This window comes from Desulfosediminicola ganghwensis (assembly GCF_005116675.2).
GTDB lineage: Bacteria > Desulfobacterota > Desulfobulbia > Desulfobulbales > Desulfocapsaceae > Desulfopila > Desulfopila ganghwensis.
Window position 1 is genome coordinate 5,244,480 of the sequence record NZ_CP050699.1, and the last position, 22,880, is coordinate 5,267,359.

Consider the following 22,880-nt stretch of genomic DNA (forward strand, 5'->3'; position numbering starts at 1 on the left):
GGCTCCCTGATAACGGATGCCGCAGTACTCCGTTGCAAGTAACATATCGAGCATTTTATGAACTCAGTACTCGTCATTATCGACAGCATCGAACAGTGGGAGCCATACTACAAAACTCAAAGCATCACCACCGCACTGGATTATCTGCAGAGCGAGAATCCCGATCAACATTCTCACCTGATTATTAATCTCTGCAATAACCTCTCGTACCATTCCGAAGGCTATTATTGCTCACTACTGGCGCAAGCTCGTAAACACAAGGTCATTCCCAGCATCGACACCTTAAACATGCTGGAGGCCGATATTCCGGCAAAGCTGGAAAGTTCCCTCGTCCGTCATTGTAAATGCAACGGTGAGCTGCCAACCAACCCGATAAACGGCCTGCTGCAGCTCGACATTTATTTCGGCACCTGCGAAGACCCGCGATTTGAAAAGCTGGCACGCACTATCTTCGACCGCTATCCAGCACCGCTTTTAAGAGCGGAGTTCAGTGCAAACCAGCACTCACATCTCTGTAGCCTCCGCACTCTGAACCTCGAAGAACTGACAGATCATCAGCAGGACCTTTTCGCCAACGCTCTGGATGCATTCAACAAAAAAGTCTGGAGGGAACCTCGCAGCAAAAAACCAGCTCGCTATGACCTTGCTATATTCCATGACCCGGAAGAACAATTTCCGCCCAGCAACCGCGCCGCACTCAATTTGTTTATCAATGAAGCAAAAAAGATGAACATCAACGCGGAACTCATCACCGAAAGGGAATCTTCACGCCTCATGGAGTTTGATGCACTCTTCATCCGACAGACGACTGCGGTAAACCACGTCACATACCGCCTCGCCCAGTCTGCCCAGCATGCTGACATGGTGGTTATAGACGATCCGTCGTCCATCATTCGCTGCACCAACAAGGTATTCCTCAAAGAATTGCTTGATCGTTTTGGAGTCCCGGCACCTCGCTCATGCCTGCTTTTTCGTACCAACTCTTTAAATTATCAGGGCGTTGCGAACCAGCTTGGCCAGACAATGGTACTGAAAATCCCCGATGGTTCTTTTTCCGTTGGGGTGAGCAAGGTCGAATGTGAACACGAGTTTAACACCATGCTTGATACGCTCTTCACCCGCTCCTCAATCATCCTGGCCCAGGAGTTCCTGCCCACAGAGTTTGACTGGCGTATCGGTGTGCTGAATGGTGAACCGATTTTCGCCTGCAAATATTACATGGCACGTGGCCACTGGCAGATTTACCACCACAAGGCCGGTTGTTCCACCCGCTCCGGCCGGGTCATGACTGTTCCTGTCCATGAGGCACCAAGAAATGTCATCCGGCTGGCTTCAAAAGTAGCAGGGGCAATCGGCAAGGGATTATACGGTGTCGACATTAAAACTGTAAAATCCACAGCTGTCGTTATAGAGGTAAATGACAACCCCTCCATTGACCACACCATAGAAGATAAAATTCTTGGTAATGAACTCTACCGGATCATCCTTCGCGAGTTTGTTCGACGTCTTAACGCCAAGCGCAGAGGGTAATCATGCTTCGTGTCCTACCAGCCACCATTGTTGACCTCGATGCTTTGGAGTCTCTTGAAATGCAGGTGTTTGACCATGATCGTTTTTCGCGCAGACAATTCAGGCATCTGCTGACCAAAGCTCATGGAATTACCCTGAAGGCCCAGAAACAAAACAATATCATCGGCTACATGACCCTGCTCACCAGAACCTGTAACCACACCATGAAAATCCACTCCCTTGCCGTGGATAAAAACTCACAGAAATGCGGCGTTGGTACCCTTCTCCTGAGACAGGCTGAACAGGTTGCTGCAGACTATGAGCGGACAAGTCTGAAACTGGAAGTCTCTGAAGATAACCCGATAGCTTGCCGGCTGTACCTTTCCCATGGCTATACTCTTCAGGGCAGACGTCCTCACTATTATCAAAATGGCAGCGCCGCGCTTATTATGAAGAAAAACCTCGCCAACCTGGAGCACCAGCCATGATCCACCCGAACACTGAAGTGAGATATATTAGCGATAATATAGGATTCGGCCTTTTTGCAACTCACAGAATCCCCATGGGCACCATCACCTGGACCCTTGATCATCTCGATCGCATATTCACCCAAAAGGAGATGGACGCTCATGATGGACGCTATCAAGAGATTCTGATGAAATACTCTTTCCGCAATAAAAAAGGGGAATACGTGTTCTGCTGGGACAATGGCAAATTCATAAACCACAGCTTCAACTCAAACTGTTGTTTGACACCATATAACTTCGAAATTGCCATTCGTGACATCGAAAAAGACGAAGAGCTAACGGACGACTATGGTTACCTCAACATCATCGAGCCATTTGAGGCGTTGCCCGAAGGCGGGGAGCGTAAAATGGTCTACCCGGACGACCTGCTCCGATATGCAGATAGATGGGATAAAAAACTGCGGGCGGCCTTCCCGCTCATAGACAACGTGAGTCAACCGCTCTATCGCTATATTGAAAGTGATATCCGTAATCAGCTTACAGATATCAGAAATGAACAAAGGGAACTGCTCTCAATCATGGAGTGTTACTATCCGGGAGGCTGATATCTCCCCCAAAGAATGCATGAGCCGCTTCAGCAACTGAAACGACTCATGCATTTTATGTATTTATCGAAATAACACCACTGCCGTCAGCCAAGGGAACGGACCAGACGCCCAAATCCACCAGGGATTGTGCCGGAAGACCAGAATGCACGCCCCTGTTTGAAATCGACAAACCAATACCCGCCAGGTTTCCTTCTTGCCATTACAAAGATGAACGGCTGCTTTTTAGAAAAACAGGGGTGCAGATGTACACCCTTGTCATTCACCTCAGTCTCCATCAATGACATTGCTTCTTCGAGAGTCGGCAGTCGCCAGTCGTGATAACCGGCAAAGCCATCCATGTTCAGTTGCTCAATTTCTTTTCTCTGATGGCGGATAGAATTGATGTCCAAGCCTTCACGCTGCCACATCAACCGGGTCTTCAGATCGATGACCGTATGCTCGTTACCGCATTCCACCAGGCAGTTATCGAAACGACCGGAAGGATTATGCTCGCTATCATAGAAATTCCATTTCCTGATCAACCCGGCGACATCCTCTTCCTGGAGATACTCCAGCTCAACAGGCAGATGCACTTTCTCACCACCATAACCGGTGACGCTTACATCCGGCAACGCAGGTCCCATATCCTCAATCTCATTCTGGTCAATAACCGGAATGACCAGCGATGAGTTCTTATCATCAAGCACATTCGCTATAAGCCAATCACGGAGCTGCTGGTTGATAGCGAAACTCTGCTCAAAAAGGGCAACGCTGCCCTGCTCTGAAACACATTTTTTCATCATCTCCATGGGAGCCTTGATTTCAGCTACCACCTTAGCGTGTTTCACGGCCCGCTCCATCAGACACAATTTAGGTTCATCACCCCAATCGTCGATAAAGAAGTAATACACGCACTCGCTGTTGTTTCGAACACGTTCACGTCCGCCCCAGGACTCAAAGGTACCAAAGGTTAACTCTGGCCTCATTTCCCAATCTATTGGACTGATCACCCTGTCTCCGACTGTAACCTTATGAAACATTCCCATAATCCCTCCTATATACAGGTAAAAGTTTAACCTGTTTTTTCACGCTCCCTATGCCTTCAAATTCAATACATGGATGCGCTATACTAACTGTATTCAGTTGTCCATTCTGGTGATAACCATTTCGACCTGGAAATGATTCTAATAATTATTCTCAACTATGTCCAAAAAAAATTTACCCTGGGAAATAAAAAGAGGCTATCCACTGCCGCTGGGGGTGACGACCCTGAGTGAAGGAGTCAATTTCGCCCTGTTTTCGCGAAATGCAAGTACGGTTACTCTGGTTCTGGAGAGCGCATGCCAAGAAGGATCAGAAACACGTTATGAGCTGCAGCTTACTCCCTCAGAACACAAGACCGGCGATGTCTGGCATATCCTGCTTGAAACCCACGAGTGCGATTTTACCTATGGCTACCGGGTCGATAGCGATAAGCCTGCTTCCGGCTCTTGTTTTACCCATGCAGATATTCTGATAGACCCCTACTGCCACGCCCTGTCTCCACGCGCCTGGGGGACCAGAGCACAGTACGGCAAAGCGCCGTGCTGCAAAATCATTAGTCACGACTTTGACTGGCAGGATGATCGCCCACTCAAAACCCCTCTTTCCGAAACCATCATTTATGAACTGCATATTCGTGGCTTCACCAAACAACTGGCAGAAAACCAGGCGGCGGCTGGTAGTTATGAAGGGTTGATGAAGCAGATCCCATATCTCAAGCAGCTCGGCGTGACAGCTGTTGAGCTTATGCCCATTACCGAATTCGATGAAAACGACAATGACTTTGTAAACCCTGAGACGGGAGAGAAGCTCAAGAATTTCTGGGGCTATAACCCGGTATCCTTTTTCGCCCTGAAATCAGGCTATGCCATTGATCCTGAGAATCATATCAACGAATTCAAGACGCTGGTCAGAGAATTGCACCATGCCAACATAGAAGTCATCCTCGATATTGTTTACAACCACAGCGGCGAGGGCGGTTATGACGGCACCACCAGCAGTTTCAGGGGCATAGATAACTCAGTCTATTATCTGCTTGATCCAGAAGATCAGAGTTATCTCAACTTCTCAGGCTGCGGCAACACCCTGAACTGTAACCACCCGGTCGTTCGCTCCCTTATCATTAACTCCCTGCGCTACTGGGTTATTGAAATGCACGTGGACGGCTTTCGCTTTGACCTCGCCTCAATCCTTGGTCGCGACCAGGACGGGAACGTACTTGCAAACCCACCGATGATCGAGCAGATAGCGGAAGACCCTGTACTACGGGACACTAAAATCATCGCGGAAGCATGGGACGCGGCCGGCCTGTACCAGGTTGGCAGCTTTTCCAATGATACCCGCTGGGGAGAATGGAATGGGCGTTTCAGAGACGACGTACGGGCCTTTATGGCAGGCCACGGCGGAATGGTCTCACGACTCGCCAGTCGCTTTGCCGGCAGTTCCGATCTCTATCAGGCCAGTAGGCGTGGTCCATTGAGTTCCATTAATTTTTTAACCAGTCACGACGGTTTTTCGCTCTACGATCTGGTCAGCTATAACCGCAAGCACAACCTGATGAACGGAGAAAACAACCGGGACGGTGACAACCATAACCTCAGCTGGAATAGCGGCCGTGAAGGCACACCAGTCTCTCCGAAAGTTGAAGAACTGCGGCTGAGACGCATTCGCAGTATGCTGACCATCCTCATGTTTTCCCAGGGAGTGCCAATGATCTGCGCCGGAGACGAGTTTGCCAAGACCCAGTCCGGCAACAACAACGCCTGGTGTCAGGATAACCCCATCAGCTGGCTCGACTGGCAACTTATGGAACACAACAGGGACCTGTTGAGATTTTTTCAGCTCTGCATTGCCCTGCGCCGGAATCACCCGGTTTTTCGGCGGGAAAACTTCTTTGCTACCACAGACTCCAGTACACCCAATGTGCCGGAGGAGATTGAATGGCAATACCTCACCCCCGGCGAACAAAACTGGTCAGCTGACTGTCACGGCTTGGGTGTGCTGATCCATGGCAAACGTCAACACCTGAGTCGTGACGATGATTTTTTCATCATGATGAACGGTAACATCGAAAAAAAACTTCATTTCATTCCCCCCGATGTACCACCGAATAATAACAACAGAAGCTGGTCAAAAATAATTGATACCGCGGCTGTTCCCCCCAAAGATATCATCCCCCGCGGTACTCCGCTTGATAGTGGAATCCGTTCCATTAGAGTGGCCAACCTGGCAGTGGTCGTCCTGCAGTCTTTGCCGGAGGTCTTGTAATCACAACACCTTTTTTAAGGGTTCGTTCGCCATTGCTTCCCCCTGACAGTCTGAAAACTCTTTGGCATCAGTTGCCTGCTGTGTTAAGATCCGGCTTCTATTAGATATTTTCTTTTTTTTCTCGCTGTCTGGAAAACATTTGATTTTCGGCTGGCTCCAATCCACATCCACTGAAATTACCATCATGTCCGCAACTCCCCCGAGAAACAACAACGTAAAGCCCCCTTTCCTGATGATCGGAGATTCCCTGGTAGCCGGATTCGACTGGCAGAACCGATTGCCTGCCTTTGAGGTATTGAATTTCGGTATTCCAGGATTCACCACCGGTGAACTGCTCACCTCGCTGCCTCAGATTCAGAAAAAATGCTCCTCGCCCAAACTTATCCTGGTGATGATCGGTACCAACGACTTCCTGATGGGAAATCATGATTTCACGGAAGATCTGAAAAAAATTGTGGTCTGGCTGAGCAATAGCTACCCGGCAGCGGAGACAATGGTCAATAGCCTGCTGCCGATCCGATGTCCCCATGACCATGAAGCAATAATTGAGATAAATCGAATAATTGCAGGCATCTGCAGAGACACTGCCAGCTGCTATATAGATGTCTACAGTCGATTTACCAAATCAGATATCGAGCTCTTTGAGACGGACGGTGTTCACCTCACGGACGCCGGATATGAACTGTGGACAAGAACCCTTTTTGAGTACGTTGCCTTTCTCATGGAAAATGATTAATCTGTCGCGCGATGTATAATCAAATATTCGTCCAACAGGAGATCATATGCAAAGAAAATCCGTACTCTACATAGCAGCCGCATGCATACTTGGCCTGTCTGCCCTGACACCACCCAAAACCCAGGCCCAGGAAGTTGCAGGCATAGTCCTGGAAACCATGAACGCTGCGGGCTATACCTATCTTCAAGTTGATAATGGCTCCACCAAAGATTGGGTAGCCGTACCAGAGACCCAGGTACAAATTGGAGATCACGTAACATACAACAGCGGTATGGAGATGAGTGACTTCCACTCCAAGACCCTGGATCGCACCTTCCCATCCATTATTTTTGCCGGTGCACTGATTAATGGTACCGACCTCGGTGATGTTCCCGCACAACCTGTCGTAGCCGCAGTAGAGCCGGCACCTTCTAAAAGCTCTTTCGCAGATGCCGTCGCCCGCGAACAAAACAAGGCTACTGATGCACAGGATGTTCAGGGGGAAGCCAGCCCTGGCAGTACCGGTGCTATCGTCCCTTTCACTGACATCAAGGTCGAGAAAGCAACCAGCGAAAAAGGATACAGCGTAGAAGAGATATTTGCCAAGGCCAAGGAACTCAATGGCCAGACCGTACATGTTCGTGGCAAGGTAGTGAAATTCAACCCTAATATCATGGGCCGGAACTGGGTACATCTGCAGGATGGCACAGGAAACCCCATGCAGAATACCCATGACCTGGTCGTTACCACCAGTGATACACCTGATCAGGACTCTATCATTCTCATCGAGGGCAAGCTCTCCGCCAATAAAGACTTCGGCGCCGGTTATAAATACGAAGTGATTATCGAAGAAGCACGAATCGTTCAATAATCATTTATCAGGCGGGAGCATTATCATGCATTTCGTTCTTGTCGGGCCTGGCGCCCTGGGCTGCCTGCTGGCGTCCAGGCTCGCAACTGCCTCGAAAAAGAGGCAGCACCGGTTCACCCTTATTGACCACAACTCCACACGAGCTCAACAGCTCAATCAGCGCGGTATACTCTACAGCCACAAGGATCGGCGGGAGACTACACACATCCCGGTTTCGTCCTCTCCCACTGAGACAGGTCGAGCCGATGTGGTAATACTCTGCGTAAAATCATACGATATCGAAAACTGTCTGCGCTTTTGCAGCCCGCTGATCGGTGAAGGTACCATTCTCTTATTTATGCAGAACGGTATTTCCCATATCGGAGTCCGGTTGCCAGTCAGAAATTGTCTCGCCCTCTATGGTACTACCACCGAAGGGGCTACGCTTACTGGTGCGGGTGAAGTGTTTCATGCCGGTAAAGGCCTCACCCAGGTTGGCTTCCTTGAAAAGCCCGCATCTCCGGATGCCATGGAGAACCTTGATCAACTACAGCAACTTTTTAACAGTTCCGGCCTTAAAACCCGAGTTGTGGATGATATCCTCTCCCGGTTGTGGACCAAGCTGTTGGTAAATACAGGAATCAACGGGCTTACGGCAACACTGAACTGCACCAACGGAGAGTTGCTTACGCTCCCTGGCCTCCCTGAACGCATGGAGCGACTGGTGGCCGAAGCCTATCAGATAGCCCATGGTTCCGGCATACACGTGCCAGAGGATTCGTTTGAGATAACCAAGGGGGTCTGCGTTAAGACTTCCGGCAATATATCGTCCATGCTGCAAGATGTCCGAAAGAAGCGACGCACCGAGATCGAAGCCATCAATGGTGCGGTGGTCACCGCTGCCAAAAAGCTGGGGATTGACGCCCCGGAAAACCAACGCATCGTCAGAGAAGTGAAGCAGCTGGAACGTCAATACCTGCAACACGCTGGAATATCAATATGAAAACCGATTTTAAAATACTCCCCCACGAGCTTGGGTTCGATCTTGACGGTGTTATTGCCGATACCGCCGCAGCCTTTTTGAAAATTGCCTGTGAAGAGCATAACTACTGCTCATTCACCCTCGAGGACATAACCAATTTCGAACTCGAACACTGTATCGGCATGCCGAAGGACACAGTGGAAAAGATATTTCTCGACATCCTTAAAGATTCGCTGGCAACAGGCTTGCAACCCATGCCGGGCGCGATACCGGTATTAAACGAGCTCGCCGCCAAAGGACCAGTCACCGTTATCACCGCCCGCCCCATAAAGCAGCCGGTTATAGACTGGTTCGATACGTTCCTGCCACTCCCCACGCAAAAGGCCATCAAACTGGTAGCAACCGGCGACCACGACGATAAACTGCGCTACATCAAGGAACATAAGCTGAAATACTTCATCGATGATCGGGCGGAGACCTGCAAAGAGTTGGCCAGGGAGATTATTCCCCTTGTGTACAGCCACCCATGGAACAGGAACCGCCACGACCTGGCAACCGTGGAAAACTGGCAGGAAATCCGTGAGCTGATTGTTCTGGATTGAAGTACCTGCTTCATGCCCTTTCGCCCCAAGCTGGAGACCTCAATGAAATGTCCACACTGCAGCAAAGAGATCGCTGTATACCGCAATCCTGTGCCCACCGTAGATATCATCATTGAGGTTGACGACAGAATCGTCTTGATAGAACGAAAGAATCCCCCTTATGGCTGGGCGCTCCCCGGTGGTTTCGTAGACTATGGCGAATCTTTTGAGCTAGCGGCAGTACGAGAAGCAGAAGAGGAAACCGGACTTGCGGTACGTGGCCTAGCGCAATTTCGCACCTACTCGGACCCGGAACGCGATCCACGCCAACATACCGTCTCAACGGTTTTCATCGTCCAGGCCGACGGACAACCTGTAGCTGGCGATGATGCGGGCAAGGCGGAACTTTTCGACCGTGACAACCTGCCTGAACTGGCCTTTGATCACGCCAGGATTCTGGCTGATTATTATCGGTTTAAAAACGGAGAGAGATAGAACGTTGGACGTTGGACGTTGGACGTTGGACGTTGGACGTTGAAAAAAAAAGGTGCACCTGGAAATTTCCAGATGCACCTTTTTTTATTTAAGCAGAGTTTGCAGAATCATGAAAGCAACCAGACCCGCCCCGACGGATCCATAGAGCAGGGCTCAGGGGATGCAGTCGCTTCCGAACTTTCTGGAGATAAGAAAGAAGGTTGAAATTCCAACTACTCCGGATATCAGCAGGATAAGCAGGTCCATGTCTTCACCTTAAATCTTGATTCTGGTACCCGTCCTTTTGCGAAGTCTGATCGACTTGGGAGTTACCTCAACCAGTTCATCATCATTGATGTAGGCAATGCAATCCTCAAGGGACATAATGGTCGCCGGGGTGAGAACAACCGCATCGTCGGTACCTGAAGCACGGACGTTGGTGAGTTTCTTGCCCTTACCGGGATTGACCACCATATCGGCGGGACGAGCATTCTCACCGATAATCTGCCCCGCATAAAGCGGTAAGCCTGCTCCTACAAAGAGTTTACCGCGATCCTGCAGGTTAAAAAGCGCATAGGCTACGGAAGTGCACGGCTCTTTTACCAGCATCACACCGTTGACGCGGTTGATGATATCACCTGCATATGGGCCATACTCATGGAAGACATAGGCCATCATACCCATTCCTTTGGTATCGGTCATGAACTGGGAACGATAACCGAGCAAACCGCGGGTCGGAATGTGAAACACCATACGAACCATGCCGTTGTTGGTGCTCATCTCTTCTATGGTACCTCTCAGCTTGCCGAGCTTTTCGATAACCGGACCCTGGAATTCCTCGTCCACATCGATGGTCAGTTCCTCGTAGGGCTCCATCAGCTTGCCGTCCTCTTCACGCATGATGACCTGAGGGCGGGTGACCTGAAATTCATAATCTTCGCGACGCATCTTCTCAATCAGAATAGAGAGATGCAGCTCACCTCGACCGCTCACTTTAAAACCAACTGCATCGGTCAGCGGCTCGTACTGCAATGCCACGTCAGCGAGAATCTCGCGCTTGAGACGGTCCTCGATATGACGGGAAGTAACGAACTTACCCTCTTTACCGGCAAACGGAGAATCGTTAGGGATAAAGTTCATGGAGATAGTCGGCGGATCAATGGTGATCAATGGCAACGGCTTAGGATTATCAGCGTCGGTAAAAGTAACACCAACGGTTACATCCTCCATACCGGCAATGGCCACAATCTCACCTACACCAGCCTCTTCGACCGCAACCTTTTCATCACGCTCGAAGCGAAAAATCTTGGATATACGGATCGGCTTAATAGAACCGTCACGGCGAGCAACAGCAATGGGTTGGTTAATCTTCATCCTGCCGTTTACAACCTTACCAATACCGAGACGTCCAAGGTACGGAGAATAGTCGATGGTACCCACCTGCATCTGCAACTCGGCCCCTTCATCGCCCACCGGAGCAGGGATATGGTCTATGACCATCCTGGAGATCGGGTCCATATTGCCGCCGTCCACGCGCTCATCGCCGAGCTCGAACAGGCTGTATCCTTCTTTGGCAGAAGCATAAACCACAGGGAAATCAAGAATATCGTCAGGCGCATTGAGTTTTACGAAAAGATCGAACACCTGATCGACAACCCAGTCACAGCGAGCTGCGGGTTTGTCTATCTTGTTAATCACCACGATGACAGGCAGATTGTTCTCCAGTGCCTTTTTCAGAACGAAATAGGTCTGAGGCATCGGGCCTTCCTGGGCATCAACCAGCAGCAGCGCGCCGTCTGCCATACGCAATACACGCTCCACCTGCCCGCCAAAATCGGCGTGACCGGGGGTGTCGATGATATTAATCCAGTGATCAGCAAAGGCATAGGAACCGTTTTTGGACGTAATGGTGATGCCACGCTCACGTTCAAGATCCATGGAGTCCATCAATCGTTCCGAGACCTGCTGATTATCTCGGTACATTCCGGACTGTTTGAAAAGTTGGTCAACCAGGGTGGTTTTACCGTGGTCAACGTGGGCGATAATTGCCACATTACGTATTTTGCTCTGTTCCATCGTGTTTCCTCAGTGATCCTGCCGGCTGTCGACGCTACCGGGACCCGGTAACAATATGCACTGCACATGCAGTTGAAAATAAAAAAGCAACGGGAGTGATTGTGTTGGCAGCTTTGTGCGCAAAAAATACTTTATGCACATTGCAAAAAGATGCAGAACATACCCGATTTGAGACCGGGACGCAAACTATTCCGCACAGACGGACCTTTATGCGGTCATTTTTTTCACATATTCTGAAAAACAGCTCTGCGGATATTTGCCGAACGGTTCAGGGTTGAAACCGCCTCGTCCACATAATCGAATACCCTCGCCTGCTTGTTGGCTGCGGGACGCATAATCCGCCCGATCACCTGCAGCAATCTGCCTTCGAAGGTTATAGGAGTGGTCAGGAAAAGAGTCGACAAGCCCGGGCAGTCAAAACCTTCGGAGATGAGTTGCAGGGTCGCCACAAGCACCTGCACCTCTCCTCTTTGCACCGCTGCTACTATCTCAGCCCTGCGCTCAGGCCCGATCTGACCTGTCAGCAGCTCTACCCCCACTCCCCGCTCACCAAGCAGCCTGGCAAAGAGTTCGCAATGGCTGACCCGGTCTGAAACGACCAGCACCGTGCCTGGCTCCTGTTCCTGTACAACCTTATGGATATCCTCGGTAATCTGCATATTGCGGCCCTGATGCAGCACAAGTGCTTTGATCAGCGCCTGGTAGTCACCACGATAACCATAATTGAAGTCTGTCACTCTGCGAATAATTTGCGGCCTGACAATGGCACCTGTTGCCTGCAACTCTCCCTGATCAACCTTGTGAATACGATCGCCCATAAAATAGTAAATGAGCCTGGTCAAGCCATCATCATTGCGGAACGCGGTGGCCGACAAGCCGAGCAGATAGTGACAGTCAAACTTTGAAACCACATCGGTAAAAAGAGCAGCCGGAACCCGGTGGCATTCATCCACCACCAGATGGCCGAAATGTTCAATCAACTCCTCCGCCCTTTTCCTGGCCGTGTTGACAATGGCTATGGTGAGCGGTGACAGGGTAAACTTTCCATCCCCGATCAGACCCGCTTTAACCCCAAGAAACTCTTCTGCCCGATCCCGCCACTGATAGAGCAACTCTTTTGTGTGGACAATTACCAGAGTGGGTTGTTTTCTGGCAGCGATTGCCGCCAAAGCCATGACTGTCTTGCCACTGCCGGTACCGGCTTCCAACACTCCGAACGAGCGACCGGATACCTGCTCCAAAGCTTCATGCTGATAGCCCCTCAGCTTCCCGGAAAATTCAAAATCGACCTCAGGCAACAATCTTCTGTTATCTAGAATTTCTGGAGACTGGGCGGTAATCTCACGGCAGAGAATCACGGCCTGATTGGAAAATCCCCTTGGAAACCGCAAGCCATTCTCCCCGGGCACCTCGGTATAATAGGTGAGCTTGGGCTTGAGCGATTTGCCAATCCAGCGTCCGTACTTCTTCGCCGCCTGATATTTGGGGTTGTCTATGGTCAACCGATTTTTCAGTTCTGCTTCGAGCGCACCATCAATCCCGGTGAGCAGGCAATCCGATGTAACGTTGAGTGTTGGTAAGGTTGCAGACATGCGTGAGATATAAACAGGTTAAATTACGATAAGATCGATCAAATCCGAATAGTAACAAAGGAAAAAAAACGATTGTAGATCAGCCTGAACACCTTATCTTTCTTTTCAGGTTCAAGTTCAAACCAATATATTGCTAAAATCTACAGTTCCAGGTACCAACGTTGTATAAGGCTCTTTTCATTGCACTTCTGATAGCCATCCCGCTCAGCAATAACTGCTTAGGAGTCAGATATCAGGCGGCAGGCATATAGACAGGGTCCGTTGGATCAATATGCTGATCAGATGATCTATTATACCTGCCTTTTGTTATATCCGCTATCTTGTCGCAATAACCTGAATAGTTATCGACCCAGGTTCACGCAGCTGGTATCACCCTGTTTTTGTGAGGTTACAGCTTGCATTTATCCTGTAATCGATAATACTTGACTGCAGCGTTCGGTCTCCCAATCAATCTTCACCAGACTCAATTACCCATGTACACAAAAATAATGCCCAAAGCGATTCTGTTTCTCACCGCCGTGCTCATCTCTATGGCAATAACCTGCACAACCGCATCTGCCGCCGATGATGAGATCACCCTGAACCTGCCGGAAAAGGTGCTGGCCGAGACTCTCACCAAATTGCTGCCAATGGAATTCCCAGCTGATTCAAGCTCTCTGAAGGGAAAGATCATTATCAAAAAGGTGAGTGATGTCCAGCTGCTGGATCAGCATCTTCGCTGTCGCCTCCATCTTATCGGAGATCAGCTCAAGGTGCTCACAGAACTTGCCGGGAACAGTATAAGTCTCAATGTAGGGACCATAGAGCTGGATTTCACAGCCAAGGCCAGATTACGTTTCGATCCGGAAAGCCAAATTCTTTACGTGACTCCGGTGGTGGATGAAATCAATAACAAACAGGACGCGGCCGGAGGGGATATCGGCCAGACCCTGCTTGCCCTCTTTAACGGCCAGGAATTTCCCATCTCCATGAGAGATCTCGACCCGATCGTGACCAGAGCCGGTACCAAAACTGTAACAATCGACACCTGGATAGCCGACATTCAAGCCTATCCCCAACGACTGCAACTCTCCCTGAAACCCAGGATAACAGCCAGCAGCAGCGGCAGCTGAATGCGACCACTTCAGCAAAAACAAAAAGGCTGGACTTCTCATGAAGTCCAGCCTTTTTGTTTAACTGTTTCAATGATTACCACATCAAATCATCCGGCACTTCATAACCGGCATACGGATCATCTTCTTCCGTTTCACCTTTTGGCGCCGGCTTATTCATCATTACCACAACGCTCTTGTCCAACTCGGCTATCTTTTGCACCGCCTTGGCTGGACACACCTCGTACTGGTCGCCAAGCCGGACAATGCCGACACCGCCCCGACTGAGGCTGTCGACAAGCTCCTGGCTGATGAAAATCCGAAACACTTTCTTTCGGTCAACGAAGCGATAGGCAACGCCGTCCTCTTGTTTCGGCAGACGGCTGCTCTCAATCAACTGCCTGATGCGCGCCGCCTCTTCGCGCTTTTTGAGCTTCTCCTCACGCTCCTGATTCAGCTGTCTCGCCCGCTCTTTCTTCTTGGCCAGTGCCTGTTCGGCGAGGAGTTTATTCTCATCCACCTTCGGCTGCACGTTTTTCGCAATCTTTGTTTTGCGACTCTTGTGCTGCTTCTTCTTGGTCTTTTCGACCTGTTTCTTGTCGACCAATCCCAGCTTCAAAAGCTGATCCTGAAACGAACTGCCCATCGTTACCTAATCTCCTGTTAACTTCACGGCATACTGCAACACGCATTATCCAGCGCGTTCATCAAGTTTGCCAACCACGATTTTAAGAAGAACTAACCCTTCATAAATACAAGATCAACTGCCAAGATCTCTATATTACGCTGTCATCCAGTTTTTTGCAAAAGATCCGGCCATCATCGTAGTGGATCAAATCAATTTCCTGAACCTACCTTGCGGTATTCGCTCTGTGCCTGGCTGGTAGTATCACCCCGTTCCGCCACATGCCCGGCAGGAAAGGCACGTACAACATTTGTTCGGCCGCGCTCGAAAGCCAGCACATCTTTACCGGTTGCGACCACCTCCGCCAGAAAGGAATCGATTTCGGCGATGCCTATGTTGGTGTTGGTGACAAGCAACCTCATGGCCAGATGTTCTTTAATATATGCAAGGCCCACCAGAGCGGCACCTTTTTTATAGATTCTGGTGCGAATTTCCTCGGTCAGCCTGTTTACCTGCTCCCTGCTGCAGTTTTCAGGAGCTTTAAACCGAAAGCAGATGTTGAACGAAGTTCTCTCCGACACCAGTTCCAATTCAGGTATCGCCTGAACCCGTTGTTCCGCATATTCACAAAGCTCAAGATACTTTTCTATGCGCTCTGCAAATCCCGACTTCCCGTAATATTTCCAGTCCAGGAACCATTTCAGGCTATCGACCCTACGTCCACACTGTAGCGAAACATTACCAAGGTCATCAACTTCAGTATCATCAGTATCACGGAACAGATAACTGCCGTCACCTGCGGCAAGCACTTTGCCAAAAATATGCTCACTGCGATTTATAAGCAGGATATTACACATCAGCGATGAACCGAGCATTTTATGAAAATCACAAGTAAAAGAGTTCGCTTCTGCAAGTCGCGGCAGATATTTCCCGCGCAACCTGTCACTCATTACCGCTGCCCCGCCCCAGGCTCCATCCACATGCAGCCAGAATTTATATTTGTCACGCAGTGCGAGTATCGGCTCAATTGGGTCGTAAGCACCACGAACGGTTGTACCAGCGGTGGCTGCAACAAAAAACGGCACTCCACCTCCGCGAACGACTTTTTCTATCTCAGCTTCCAGCTTTTCTGCTATCATCTCGCCACGCTCGTTCACCTCAACTTTGATAAGATGATCAGAGCCAATGCCAAGAATATTGGAAGCCTTATCCATTGAATAATGTGCTTCGCCGTTGACAAAACCAAAAAGCTCCCGCTGGCCAAACAGGCCCTGCTGCTTCACCTGCTGCGCGGCTGTATTCCTCGCACACATCATGGCGATCATGTTGGCATTGCTCGAACCGGTGGTCATTTGCCCTTCACCATCAACAAAGCCGACCAGATCGAGCATCTCCTGAATCATATGTCGCTCGAAGAGAGTTGAAACCGGTGCCGACTCATACGTGCAGGCGGAGGTGTTCGACAGTGCGGTAACCATTTCCGCCAACATGGAAGGCATATTGGCACCCGCCCACATCCGATTCATAAAAGAGGGGTGTGAAGTTTTGACGCCGTACTCGAGATATTGCTCAATCCATTTGAAAGTCCTGTCCCAATCGCCTTCACTGCCCGGTTCATCGAGGGCAAGAAGTTTTTGCAGATCGGCAGGAGAAGTGTATTTGACAAATACACCTTCATTTCTGGTGGCAAAATATTGCTCTAAAACGGCAAAAATCCGCTGGAGCACTTCGTTTTCATTCATTAAATCTACCTGTGGAGAGCTGTGAAAATTTCCAGATGTTTCCCATGGGAACAATGGGAGGAATAATGGAATGTCACTACTTTGACAAGGATTATTTCATTTTCGTTATTATTTTCAACTGTTACGGAAGAACAGTTCAGACAACCAGCCAAGCGTTGTGCCAGTAATGCAATTCGACCCCAAAGCCTGGATATTGTTGTTTTGCGGGGACAGCCCTGCTCACCCCATCAAAGCCTTTAGTTTATAAGTTACCATCCCTATACTATACATTTTTTACGCGTTCACCAACCGATGTTGTTCTCCTCTGGCAGTTCCGTTTTTCTTCTTCCACCAAAAGTCTTATTTAAAGTGAAGTTTCTGTACATTAGCAAGAAAATCTTGATGATCTATTTCACTGGGTTTTCTTACCTGTTCGATCGCGAAGCGAGTTCGGTCTCTTTTTTCAGAAATTCATTAATGGTCATCACTAAGGTCGCATGACTCCAGGTCAGCGGGCTGACGGAAATCGGCACATTCGTGTAGGGGTCGACCTGTTCAGCCATCACCCCACTCTCAAGTGCCCGATCCGCACACCACTCAATCAATGTCAGCGACTGGTCAAGATCGGCTGAAATTTTTGCCGTGGCGATCTGCCACTGGGCAAGCCACAGAGTACATATAAACCAGGGATTACCCGGTACATTGGCCAAGTCACTGCTCACCTGGTGGTAATAGTCGCTTTCATAGCGGGCCATGCCGCCAACACTGGTTTTGACCCAGAGCTTGTCTTTAAGGGCTTCCATAGTTGCAACAATTTTTGCATCATCCGGGTCAAACATACCAAAATACCATAAGCCTATGATAGACGAGTCCATCACCCGATCTTTTCTATATTTGCGTCCTGTCCCCTTGTCACAGCTTCGACAGAAACGCTTTTCATCATCCAGCCAGAGATGCTTAACCACAGCTTTTTTCATCCTTGCCGCCACCTCGCGATACCTCGCGGCCAATACCGTTTCGCCGAAGGCTTCAGCAAAGTTGGCCGCACCCTGCAGCCCACCCCAGACTGCCCCCACAGTCCAGCCATGTACACCATGACGCTCCTCCCATAAATCCCACGAGGCGAGGGGCAGCAAGGTATCAGGACAGCGGTATTCCATCAGCCAGTTAGCTGCCCTGATCACCAGGCCACGATAGTGTTTTTTCACAAATTCAATATCTCTAAACTTCTTGAAATGTTTCCATAATGCCCAGATCACCAGCGCTGTCTCATCTTCCTGCACAGGCAGCTCCTGCTCGCCGTCAACCAACCAGCCATGCCAGCTTGAGGCGAGGGAGCCATCCGGGTTGTACTTGTGCAGCATGAACCCCTCATTGGTAATCACCCGGTGGCAAAAATCGAAAAAGCGTCTGCTGACCTCCGAATAGCCACTGTCAATGAGACCTGCTGCAACCAGCGCTCCATCTCTTGGCCACATATACGAATAGGTGTCCCGGTTGAAAGCAGCGATATCAAAGTCATTTGCCGCCAGGATCGCTCCCCGGTTATCTATCTGGGTGCGTAATATCAATAAACTGCGCCGATACAGTCTACAAAGCTTCTCCGAAATACAGGCAAAATGATGGGCCTCCTTATTCGCCCACAACTTCCAGTAATACTTCGTTCTCTCCATTAACAATTCCGGCCTTTTTGAACAGACCATATCGCTCAGTTCACACACTTCCTGAAAATTCACCCCCACCGTAAACCAGTGCATCCCTGTTTCACGCTGGCCCGGTGCAATCTTTAAATGCAGCCCGATGGTGGAGTCCACCGACCCCTGCGCTACGCCATGCCCGGAAAGTTCGCCGTCCTCAGCATCCCGCCAGGTCCCTTCCTTACCCCTGGTATTCTTGACACCAACCGCCCACTGGTCAGCTCCGCACGCCAGTTCATCATCTACCATCCTCGCCACATGCACGCTGAACCAGCTCTTTTCCTTATAATGGAAAAGGCAGCGTCGCTCAGGCTCAAAATAGGCTGAATCACCGACGCTATGCCCATTAATGGAAAGATCCATACACCAGAACAGGCGCACCTCCTGTTCGGTATCACTCCGGTTTTCAACTTCAACTATTCGAAGGTACACATCACGATGGAAATCAACACAGTCCCGGCAGCGCAGAACCACGGGTAATTCTGAATGCTCAAGCGTCACCTCTGTTACCAGTGTGTCTTCCTGGTAGGTAAGTTTGCGCCTCCAGCCATCATCTCCAAGCCACTTGAATCGGTCATTCACCCACACACCAAAACGACAGATCCCCCCAGTTGTGTGATTCTGCTGCCCCACATGGGGCCAGTAGATATCCCTCAACTGGTAACTTTCGTCAAAATTCACTAACAAAGAGCCATTTCCAACAGGAATATTTCTTGGCATATCGACACCTCTCTGCAAGGCTTAGCAATCAGGCCCGGACAATGTGGAATGACACGTCTATCCAACGGATTCTGCAATCTTCGGGAGTCCCGCAATGCTCGCTAACCCATGCTATTCAAGGTATTGAAAAGAGATGGCTTCGTTCAAAGAACTCAGAGACCATTATCTGCAGAACTTTTATCCCACTTATTCTGTTACACCAACTGGACAGGGAAAATTCAAGGGGAATAACAAAATATACTGTTCCTATGATCCCCTGGGACTGGATGGGAATATAATTGGCAAGCAGGAAGGGGGTACGAATGCAGAAAAAAAACCCCGTATCAAGTCTATTTGACCGATACGGGGTTACGAACAGGCCTGACCTGACCTGTGTGCTTGGTTCTCTTCTGTACTGCTAATGGGGATACTGTGAGTGAGTTGTACTGCGACCTACAGCGATGAACTGTGGTTTACTCTTTTTTATCGGTACAGGCGGTTTATCTCCCTTTATGTAACGATAATTCTCCAGAGCCTTGTGCAGACCCTCAATGGCAAGCAGAGCACTCTGCTCTACCCCGGAGCCATTTCTAGCTATTCGTTTAATAACATCAGAGACCCTGAGATTCATCATCTCGCGAACAGTTTTGCCAATCGCCATCTCAGTAACACATGATCCGCACATCGAAGCTGTACTATCTCCATCGGTGAGATACGAAGCAGATTGCACCCTGTTCCTATCAAACTTCAGATATATCTCCATCGCCTCACCACTACTCTTGGTTACACAAGCGGCAGCATCGGCGCCTCGCATCCGTCCTTTGCGCAGAGAAAAACGCAAATGCTGAAAAGTTTCATCAGCAAACTTCTGTTCCGCTTCGGCCACAACATTTTTTTGTATGCGTTCCAGCAGCAATTGTACGTCGTCCATTAGGCCCCCTTCAATCTGGTTTCACGGCAGTATATCGCAAAAACATTCCGTAATCCAAGATAGAAGTGAAATTATTTTTCCGGGATAACCATCACAATTTCATAGACATCCTGCAACCACTACACCTTTTTGCCAATATTGATCATGAAAAACATTCATGTATTCCATATATTTTCTTCATGAACAATTATAGCGAAAGCAGAATAACGGACGATACTCACTTTTCCCTTACTTCATGCACAACGCCTGTACATTTCACCTCATTTCATCTCAATCCGTTACAAATTGCCTGCCCGTTCCTCTCTATTACAACCAACTCGCAGCACAATCTGAAAATGACTACCAATGTCCATCCGTGTTCGGCTGTTCACTGTACTGCACATCACCACGTGCAAATGTTGCCAACGCCTCCGCAACTGTTCCTGTTACATCATTGACGACCTGAACACCTGCCGCCTTGAGGGTTGTGAAAGCATTGGGCCCGCAATAGCCTGTGAGCAGCACCTTCGCTCCCTTATCACTCACCATGGTCGCCGCCTGTATGCCGGCACCCTTAAATGCTTGTATATTTTTCATATTATCGACAGCTTCAACCACTTCCCGGGTCTGCTGGTCGATGATAAGGATATACGCTGCCCTGCCAAACCTTGGATCAACGAGATCTTCCAATCCCGGCCCCTGCGCCGTAACAGCAATCTTCATTGTCTTGTCCTCAATATTTTCTATTCCAGCTCTCCGATCTGGTTGCATGGGGCGTTTGCCGCCCCATGAAGTACTTACTGGCCGCCACCGCCGCCACACACCTGATTTTCCTGAATCATTGGGATATTTCCCGCGATCATATCGTTTACCACAGGACGGATCTCGCGGGTTTCCCCTTCGTGATAGACATCGATACCAACCTGGCGAAACCCCATCAGTGGACGCATCCCGATGCCACCGACGATAAGGACATCAACGTTATGACTTGCCAGCAAATTCACAGGTACCATACATCCGCCCTGAACATGGGACACATTCTCAACGGTTGAGACCGAATCAATCTCACCATTCACCAGATCGACAAAGGTAAAAACATCACAATGCCCAAAATGTCCGGCCCTCACTCCATCCAGACCACCTTCACCCTCTGACGGTATTGCAATTCTTACTCGTGACATGTGTTACATTCTCCTGTCATAATGATTTCGGTCGTTATTTGACCACCGCAGCAAAATCCCTGATACCAGCCACATTCATGGCGGGGGACCCAATAATCTTTTCCCATGCCTCCCGGACAAGTTCGGCTGTCTCGCCTTCCGGGGCGTATTCGACGACATTCTGGCCTGCGACCATGGCATGAACAAAGTCCGGATCGAATGGTATCCGACCAAGCACTGCCATATTGCGTTCAGTTGCACGTTCCTCTATGATTGATGCAACTTCGCTATTCAGATCATGTTTATTGATCAGCACCATCCCCGGCACCCTGAAATGCGCGGCTAGATCTATCACCCTGTTCATATCGTGCAAACCAGACATGGTCGGCTCAACCACCACCACCAGCAGTGTCGCCCCACTGAGGGAGGCTATGACCGGACAACCGATCCCTGGCGGGCCGTCGGTAATAATCAGCTCAATCCTTTTGCGGAGGGCGAGTTCCCTCGCCTCTTTCCGGACCAGGCTTACCAGCTTTCCTGAATTCTCTTCTCCTATGCCTAGTTGGGCGTGTACCATTGCACCAGCGCGGGTTGAGGAAACAAACCACTCCCCGCATTTCTGGATAGGGAAGTCAATGGCCTGCTCAGGACAAAGATCCACACAAACTCCGCATCCTTCGCAACCAATCGGATCAACCGCAAAATCTTCTGAGATCGCGTCAAATTTACAGAGTTCCAGACATCTGCCACATTCACTGCAGCGTGCCGGATCTATCTCGGCGCAGCCTCCTCCCATGAAATCCGATTTTTGGTTGATTTGAGGTGTTAAAAGCAGATGCAGGTCGGCCGCATCCACGTCTGCGTCACAAACAACATTTTTCTCAGCCAGCATGGCAAATGCTGCGGTCAAACTCGTCTTGCCCGTACCGCCCTTGCCGCTGATTACCACGATTTCTCTCATTGTTTTCCCCTTGCACTCAGCATGCGGCAAGTATCTCTATCCTGTCGCGGACACCGATGAATACATCCTTCCACCCACCGTCCATATCCACCAGCATCTGACCCCGTGAATATGCTTCGGCAATCTTCCGGTCAAAAGGAATCTCGAGCAGTATCGGTAATCCTTCACGCCGGGCATATTCCTGCACCTTGTCGTCGCCCAAATCGGCACGGTTGATAACAAGCCCACACTGAATCCCAAGCACTTTCACCCCCTCCACAGCAAGCTTCAGATCATGCAAACCAAATGGTGTCGGCTCAGTCACCAGAACCACAAAATCAACTCCGCGCATTGAGGCAATAACCGGACAGGAGGTCCCCGGGGGAGCATCTATAATGTTGTCTATGCTCTCATCTGCTTTCAGCCTTACTGCCCTGATCAACGGCGGTGCCATGGCCTCACCTATTCGCAGACGGCCATGAATAAATCCCGTTTCTTTACTTTGGCCTGCTTCAAGAACACCAATCTCCCTTTTCCCCTCCATGATCGCACCGTCTTCACATACTTCCAGGCAACCGCCACAGGCATGACAGAGTGCAGGAAATACCAGGACCTTGCCGCCAACTACTGTGATCGCTGAATACCTGCAGATATCTGCACATTTCCGGCAACCTGAACAACGTTCACCGTCAATTTCAGGCACAAAAGTGTAGATCGTCTCCGATTCGTCAATCTTCGGATTTAAAAACAGATGAGCATTTGGCTCCTCGACGTCGCAATCAAGTAACTGGGCCGAAGAGCCTAGTGCAGTGGCGAGATTCGTCGCGAAGGTGGTCTTGCCTGTCCCACCTTTTCCGCTGGCTACGCTGATTATCATTTCTCTCCCTCGATGGTA

General features: G+C 49.7%; 22 protein-coding genes. 11 read left to right on the plus strand and 11 right to left on the minus strand.

What is annotated here, in order from left to right:
- Positions 1-57 precede the first annotated feature (57 nt).
- From FCL45_RS22610 to FCL45_RS22620, 3 genes are read left to right on the plus strand one after another with little or no spacing between them, the layout of a single operon-like run.
- Positions 58-1,530: a RimK family protein gene (locus FCL45_RS22610; protein ID WP_136795614.1), complete on the plus strand. Its 1,473-nt coding sequence runs from the start codon at positions 58-60 to the stop codon at positions 1,528-1,530.
- 2 nt (positions 1,531-1,532) lie between these two features.
- Complete coding sequence (locus tag FCL45_RS22615; protein WP_136795615.1) at positions 1,533-1,997, plus strand: GNAT family N-acetyltransferase; 465 nt, start codon at positions 1,533-1,535, stop codon at positions 1,995-1,997.
- Positions 1,994-2,581, plus strand: coding sequence for an SET domain-containing protein (locus FCL45_RS22620; RefSeq protein ID WP_136795616.1), 588 nt, complete (start codon positions 1,994-1,996; stop codon positions 2,579-2,581). Before FCL45_RS22615 ends, FCL45_RS22620 begins: the two co-directional genes overlap by 4 nt.
- Positions 2,582-2,667: 86 nt before the next feature.
- Here the strand turns inward: FCL45_RS22620 and FCL45_RS22625 are convergent, their stop codons facing one another.
- Complete coding sequence (locus FCL45_RS22625) at positions 2,668-3,609, minus strand: Lcl C-terminal domain-containing protein (RefSeq protein ID WP_136795617.1); 942 nt, start codon at positions 3,607-3,609, stop codon at positions 2,668-2,670.
- A gap of 157 nt (positions 3,610-3,766) precedes the next feature.
- Between FCL45_RS22625 and glgX the strand changes: the two genes are divergently transcribed.
- The 7 genes from glgX to FCL45_RS22660 all read left to right on the plus strand — a co-directional run bounded on the left by glgX (position 3,767) and on the right by FCL45_RS22660 (position 9,699).
- Entirely contained in the window at positions 3,767-5,872 is a 2,106-nt protein-coding gene (gene glgX / locus FCL45_RS22630; RefSeq protein ID WP_136795618.1) for a glycogen debranching protein GlgX, read from the plus strand.
- A 184-nt stretch (positions 5,873-6,056) separates the two neighbouring features.
- On the plus strand, positions 6,057-6,608 hold the full coding sequence (locus FCL45_RS22635) for a GDSL-type esterase/lipase family protein (RefSeq protein ID WP_136795619.1): 552 nt from the start codon (positions 6,057-6,059) through the stop codon (positions 6,606-6,608).
- 46 nt (positions 6,609-6,654) lie between these two features.
- Positions 6,655-7,458, plus strand: coding sequence for a DNA-binding protein (locus FCL45_RS22640; protein WP_136795620.1), 804 nt, complete (start codon positions 6,655-6,657; stop codon positions 7,456-7,458).
- 25 nt (positions 7,459-7,483) lie between these two features.
- Entirely contained in the window at positions 7,484-8,440 is a 957-nt protein-coding gene (locus FCL45_RS22645) for a ketopantoate reductase family protein (RefSeq protein WP_136795621.1), read from the plus strand.
- Positions 8,437-9,021 carry a 5' nucleotidase, NT5C type gene (locus tag FCL45_RS22650; RefSeq protein ID WP_136795622.1) on the plus strand — a complete coding sequence of 195 codons (585 nt, stop codon included), beginning with the start codon at positions 8,437-8,439 and terminating at the stop codon, positions 9,019-9,021. Before FCL45_RS22645 ends, FCL45_RS22650 begins: the two co-directional genes overlap by 4 nt.
- A gap of 42 nt (positions 9,022-9,063) precedes the next feature.
- Positions 9,064-9,495 carry an NUDIX domain-containing protein gene (locus tag FCL45_RS22655; protein WP_136795623.1) on the plus strand — a complete coding sequence of 144 codons (432 nt, stop codon included), beginning with the start codon at positions 9,064-9,066 and terminating at the stop codon, positions 9,493-9,495.
- Between the two features lie 39 nt (positions 9,496-9,534).
- Complete coding sequence (locus FCL45_RS22660) at positions 9,535-9,699, plus strand: hypothetical protein (protein WP_153305532.1); 165 nt, start codon at positions 9,535-9,537, stop codon at positions 9,697-9,699.
- 51 nt (positions 9,700-9,750) lie between these two features.
- Here the strand turns inward: FCL45_RS22660 and typA are convergent, their stop codons facing one another.
- On the minus strand, positions 9,751-11,550 hold the full coding sequence (gene typA, locus FCL45_RS22665) for a translational GTPase TypA (protein ID WP_136795624.1): 1,800 nt from the start codon (positions 11,548-11,550) through the stop codon (positions 9,751-9,753).
- Between the two features lie 224 nt (positions 11,551-11,774).
- Entirely contained in the window at positions 11,775-13,142 is a 1,368-nt protein-coding gene (locus tag FCL45_RS22670; RefSeq protein ID WP_136795625.1) for a DEAD/DEAH box helicase, read from the minus strand.
- A 473-nt stretch (positions 13,143-13,615) separates the two neighbouring features.
- Between FCL45_RS22670 and FCL45_RS22675 the strand changes: the two genes are divergently transcribed.
- Complete coding sequence (locus FCL45_RS22675; RefSeq protein WP_136795626.1) at positions 13,616-14,254, plus strand: hypothetical protein; 639 nt, start codon at positions 13,616-13,618, stop codon at positions 14,252-14,254.
- Between the two features lie 76 nt (positions 14,255-14,330).
- Here the strand turns inward: FCL45_RS22675 and FCL45_RS22680 are convergent, their stop codons facing one another.
- The 8 genes from FCL45_RS22680 to FCL45_RS22715 form a co-directional block, all read right to left on the minus strand.
- Positions 14,331-14,879, minus strand: coding sequence for a DUF2058 domain-containing protein (locus tag FCL45_RS22680; protein ID WP_136795627.1), 549 nt, complete (start codon positions 14,877-14,879; stop codon positions 14,331-14,333).
- A 191-nt stretch (positions 14,880-15,070) separates the two neighbouring features.
- Positions 15,071-16,600 (minus strand): pyridoxal phosphate-dependent decarboxylase family protein, encoded by a 1,530-nt coding sequence (locus FCL45_RS22685; protein ID WP_136795628.1) that lies wholly within the window; start codon positions 16,598-16,600, stop codon positions 15,071-15,073.
- A gap of 404 nt (positions 16,601-17,004) precedes the next feature.
- Positions 17,005-18,996 carry a glycoside hydrolase family 15 protein gene (locus tag FCL45_RS22690; protein ID WP_136795629.1) on the minus strand — a complete coding sequence of 664 codons (1,992 nt, stop codon included), beginning with the start codon at positions 18,994-18,996 and terminating at the stop codon, positions 17,005-17,007.
- A 397-nt stretch (positions 18,997-19,393) separates the two neighbouring features.
- A complete protein-coding gene (locus FCL45_RS22695; protein WP_136795630.1) occupies positions 19,394-19,906 on the minus strand; it encodes an iron-sulfur cluster assembly scaffold protein in 513 nt (170 codons plus the stop codon).
- A 339-nt stretch (positions 19,907-20,245) separates the two neighbouring features.
- On the minus strand, positions 20,246-20,608 hold the full coding sequence (locus FCL45_RS22700) for a NifB/NifX family molybdenum-iron cluster-binding protein (RefSeq protein ID WP_136795631.1): 363 nt from the start codon (positions 20,606-20,608) through the stop codon (positions 20,246-20,248).
- A gap of 74 nt (positions 20,609-20,682) precedes the next feature.
- Positions 20,683-21,066 (minus strand): NifB/NifX family molybdenum-iron cluster-binding protein, encoded by a 384-nt coding sequence (locus FCL45_RS22705; protein WP_136795632.1) that lies wholly within the window; start codon positions 21,064-21,066, stop codon positions 20,683-20,685.
- A 34-nt stretch (positions 21,067-21,100) separates the two neighbouring features.
- Complete coding sequence (locus FCL45_RS22710) at positions 21,101-22,006, minus strand: ATP-binding protein (protein WP_136795633.1); 906 nt, start codon at positions 22,004-22,006, stop codon at positions 21,101-21,103.
- A gap of 16 nt (positions 22,007-22,022) precedes the next feature.
- Complete coding sequence (locus tag FCL45_RS22715; RefSeq protein WP_136795634.1) at positions 22,023-22,862, minus strand: ATP-binding protein; 840 nt, start codon at positions 22,860-22,862, stop codon at positions 22,023-22,025.
- Positions 22,863-22,880 lie beyond the last annotated feature (18 nt).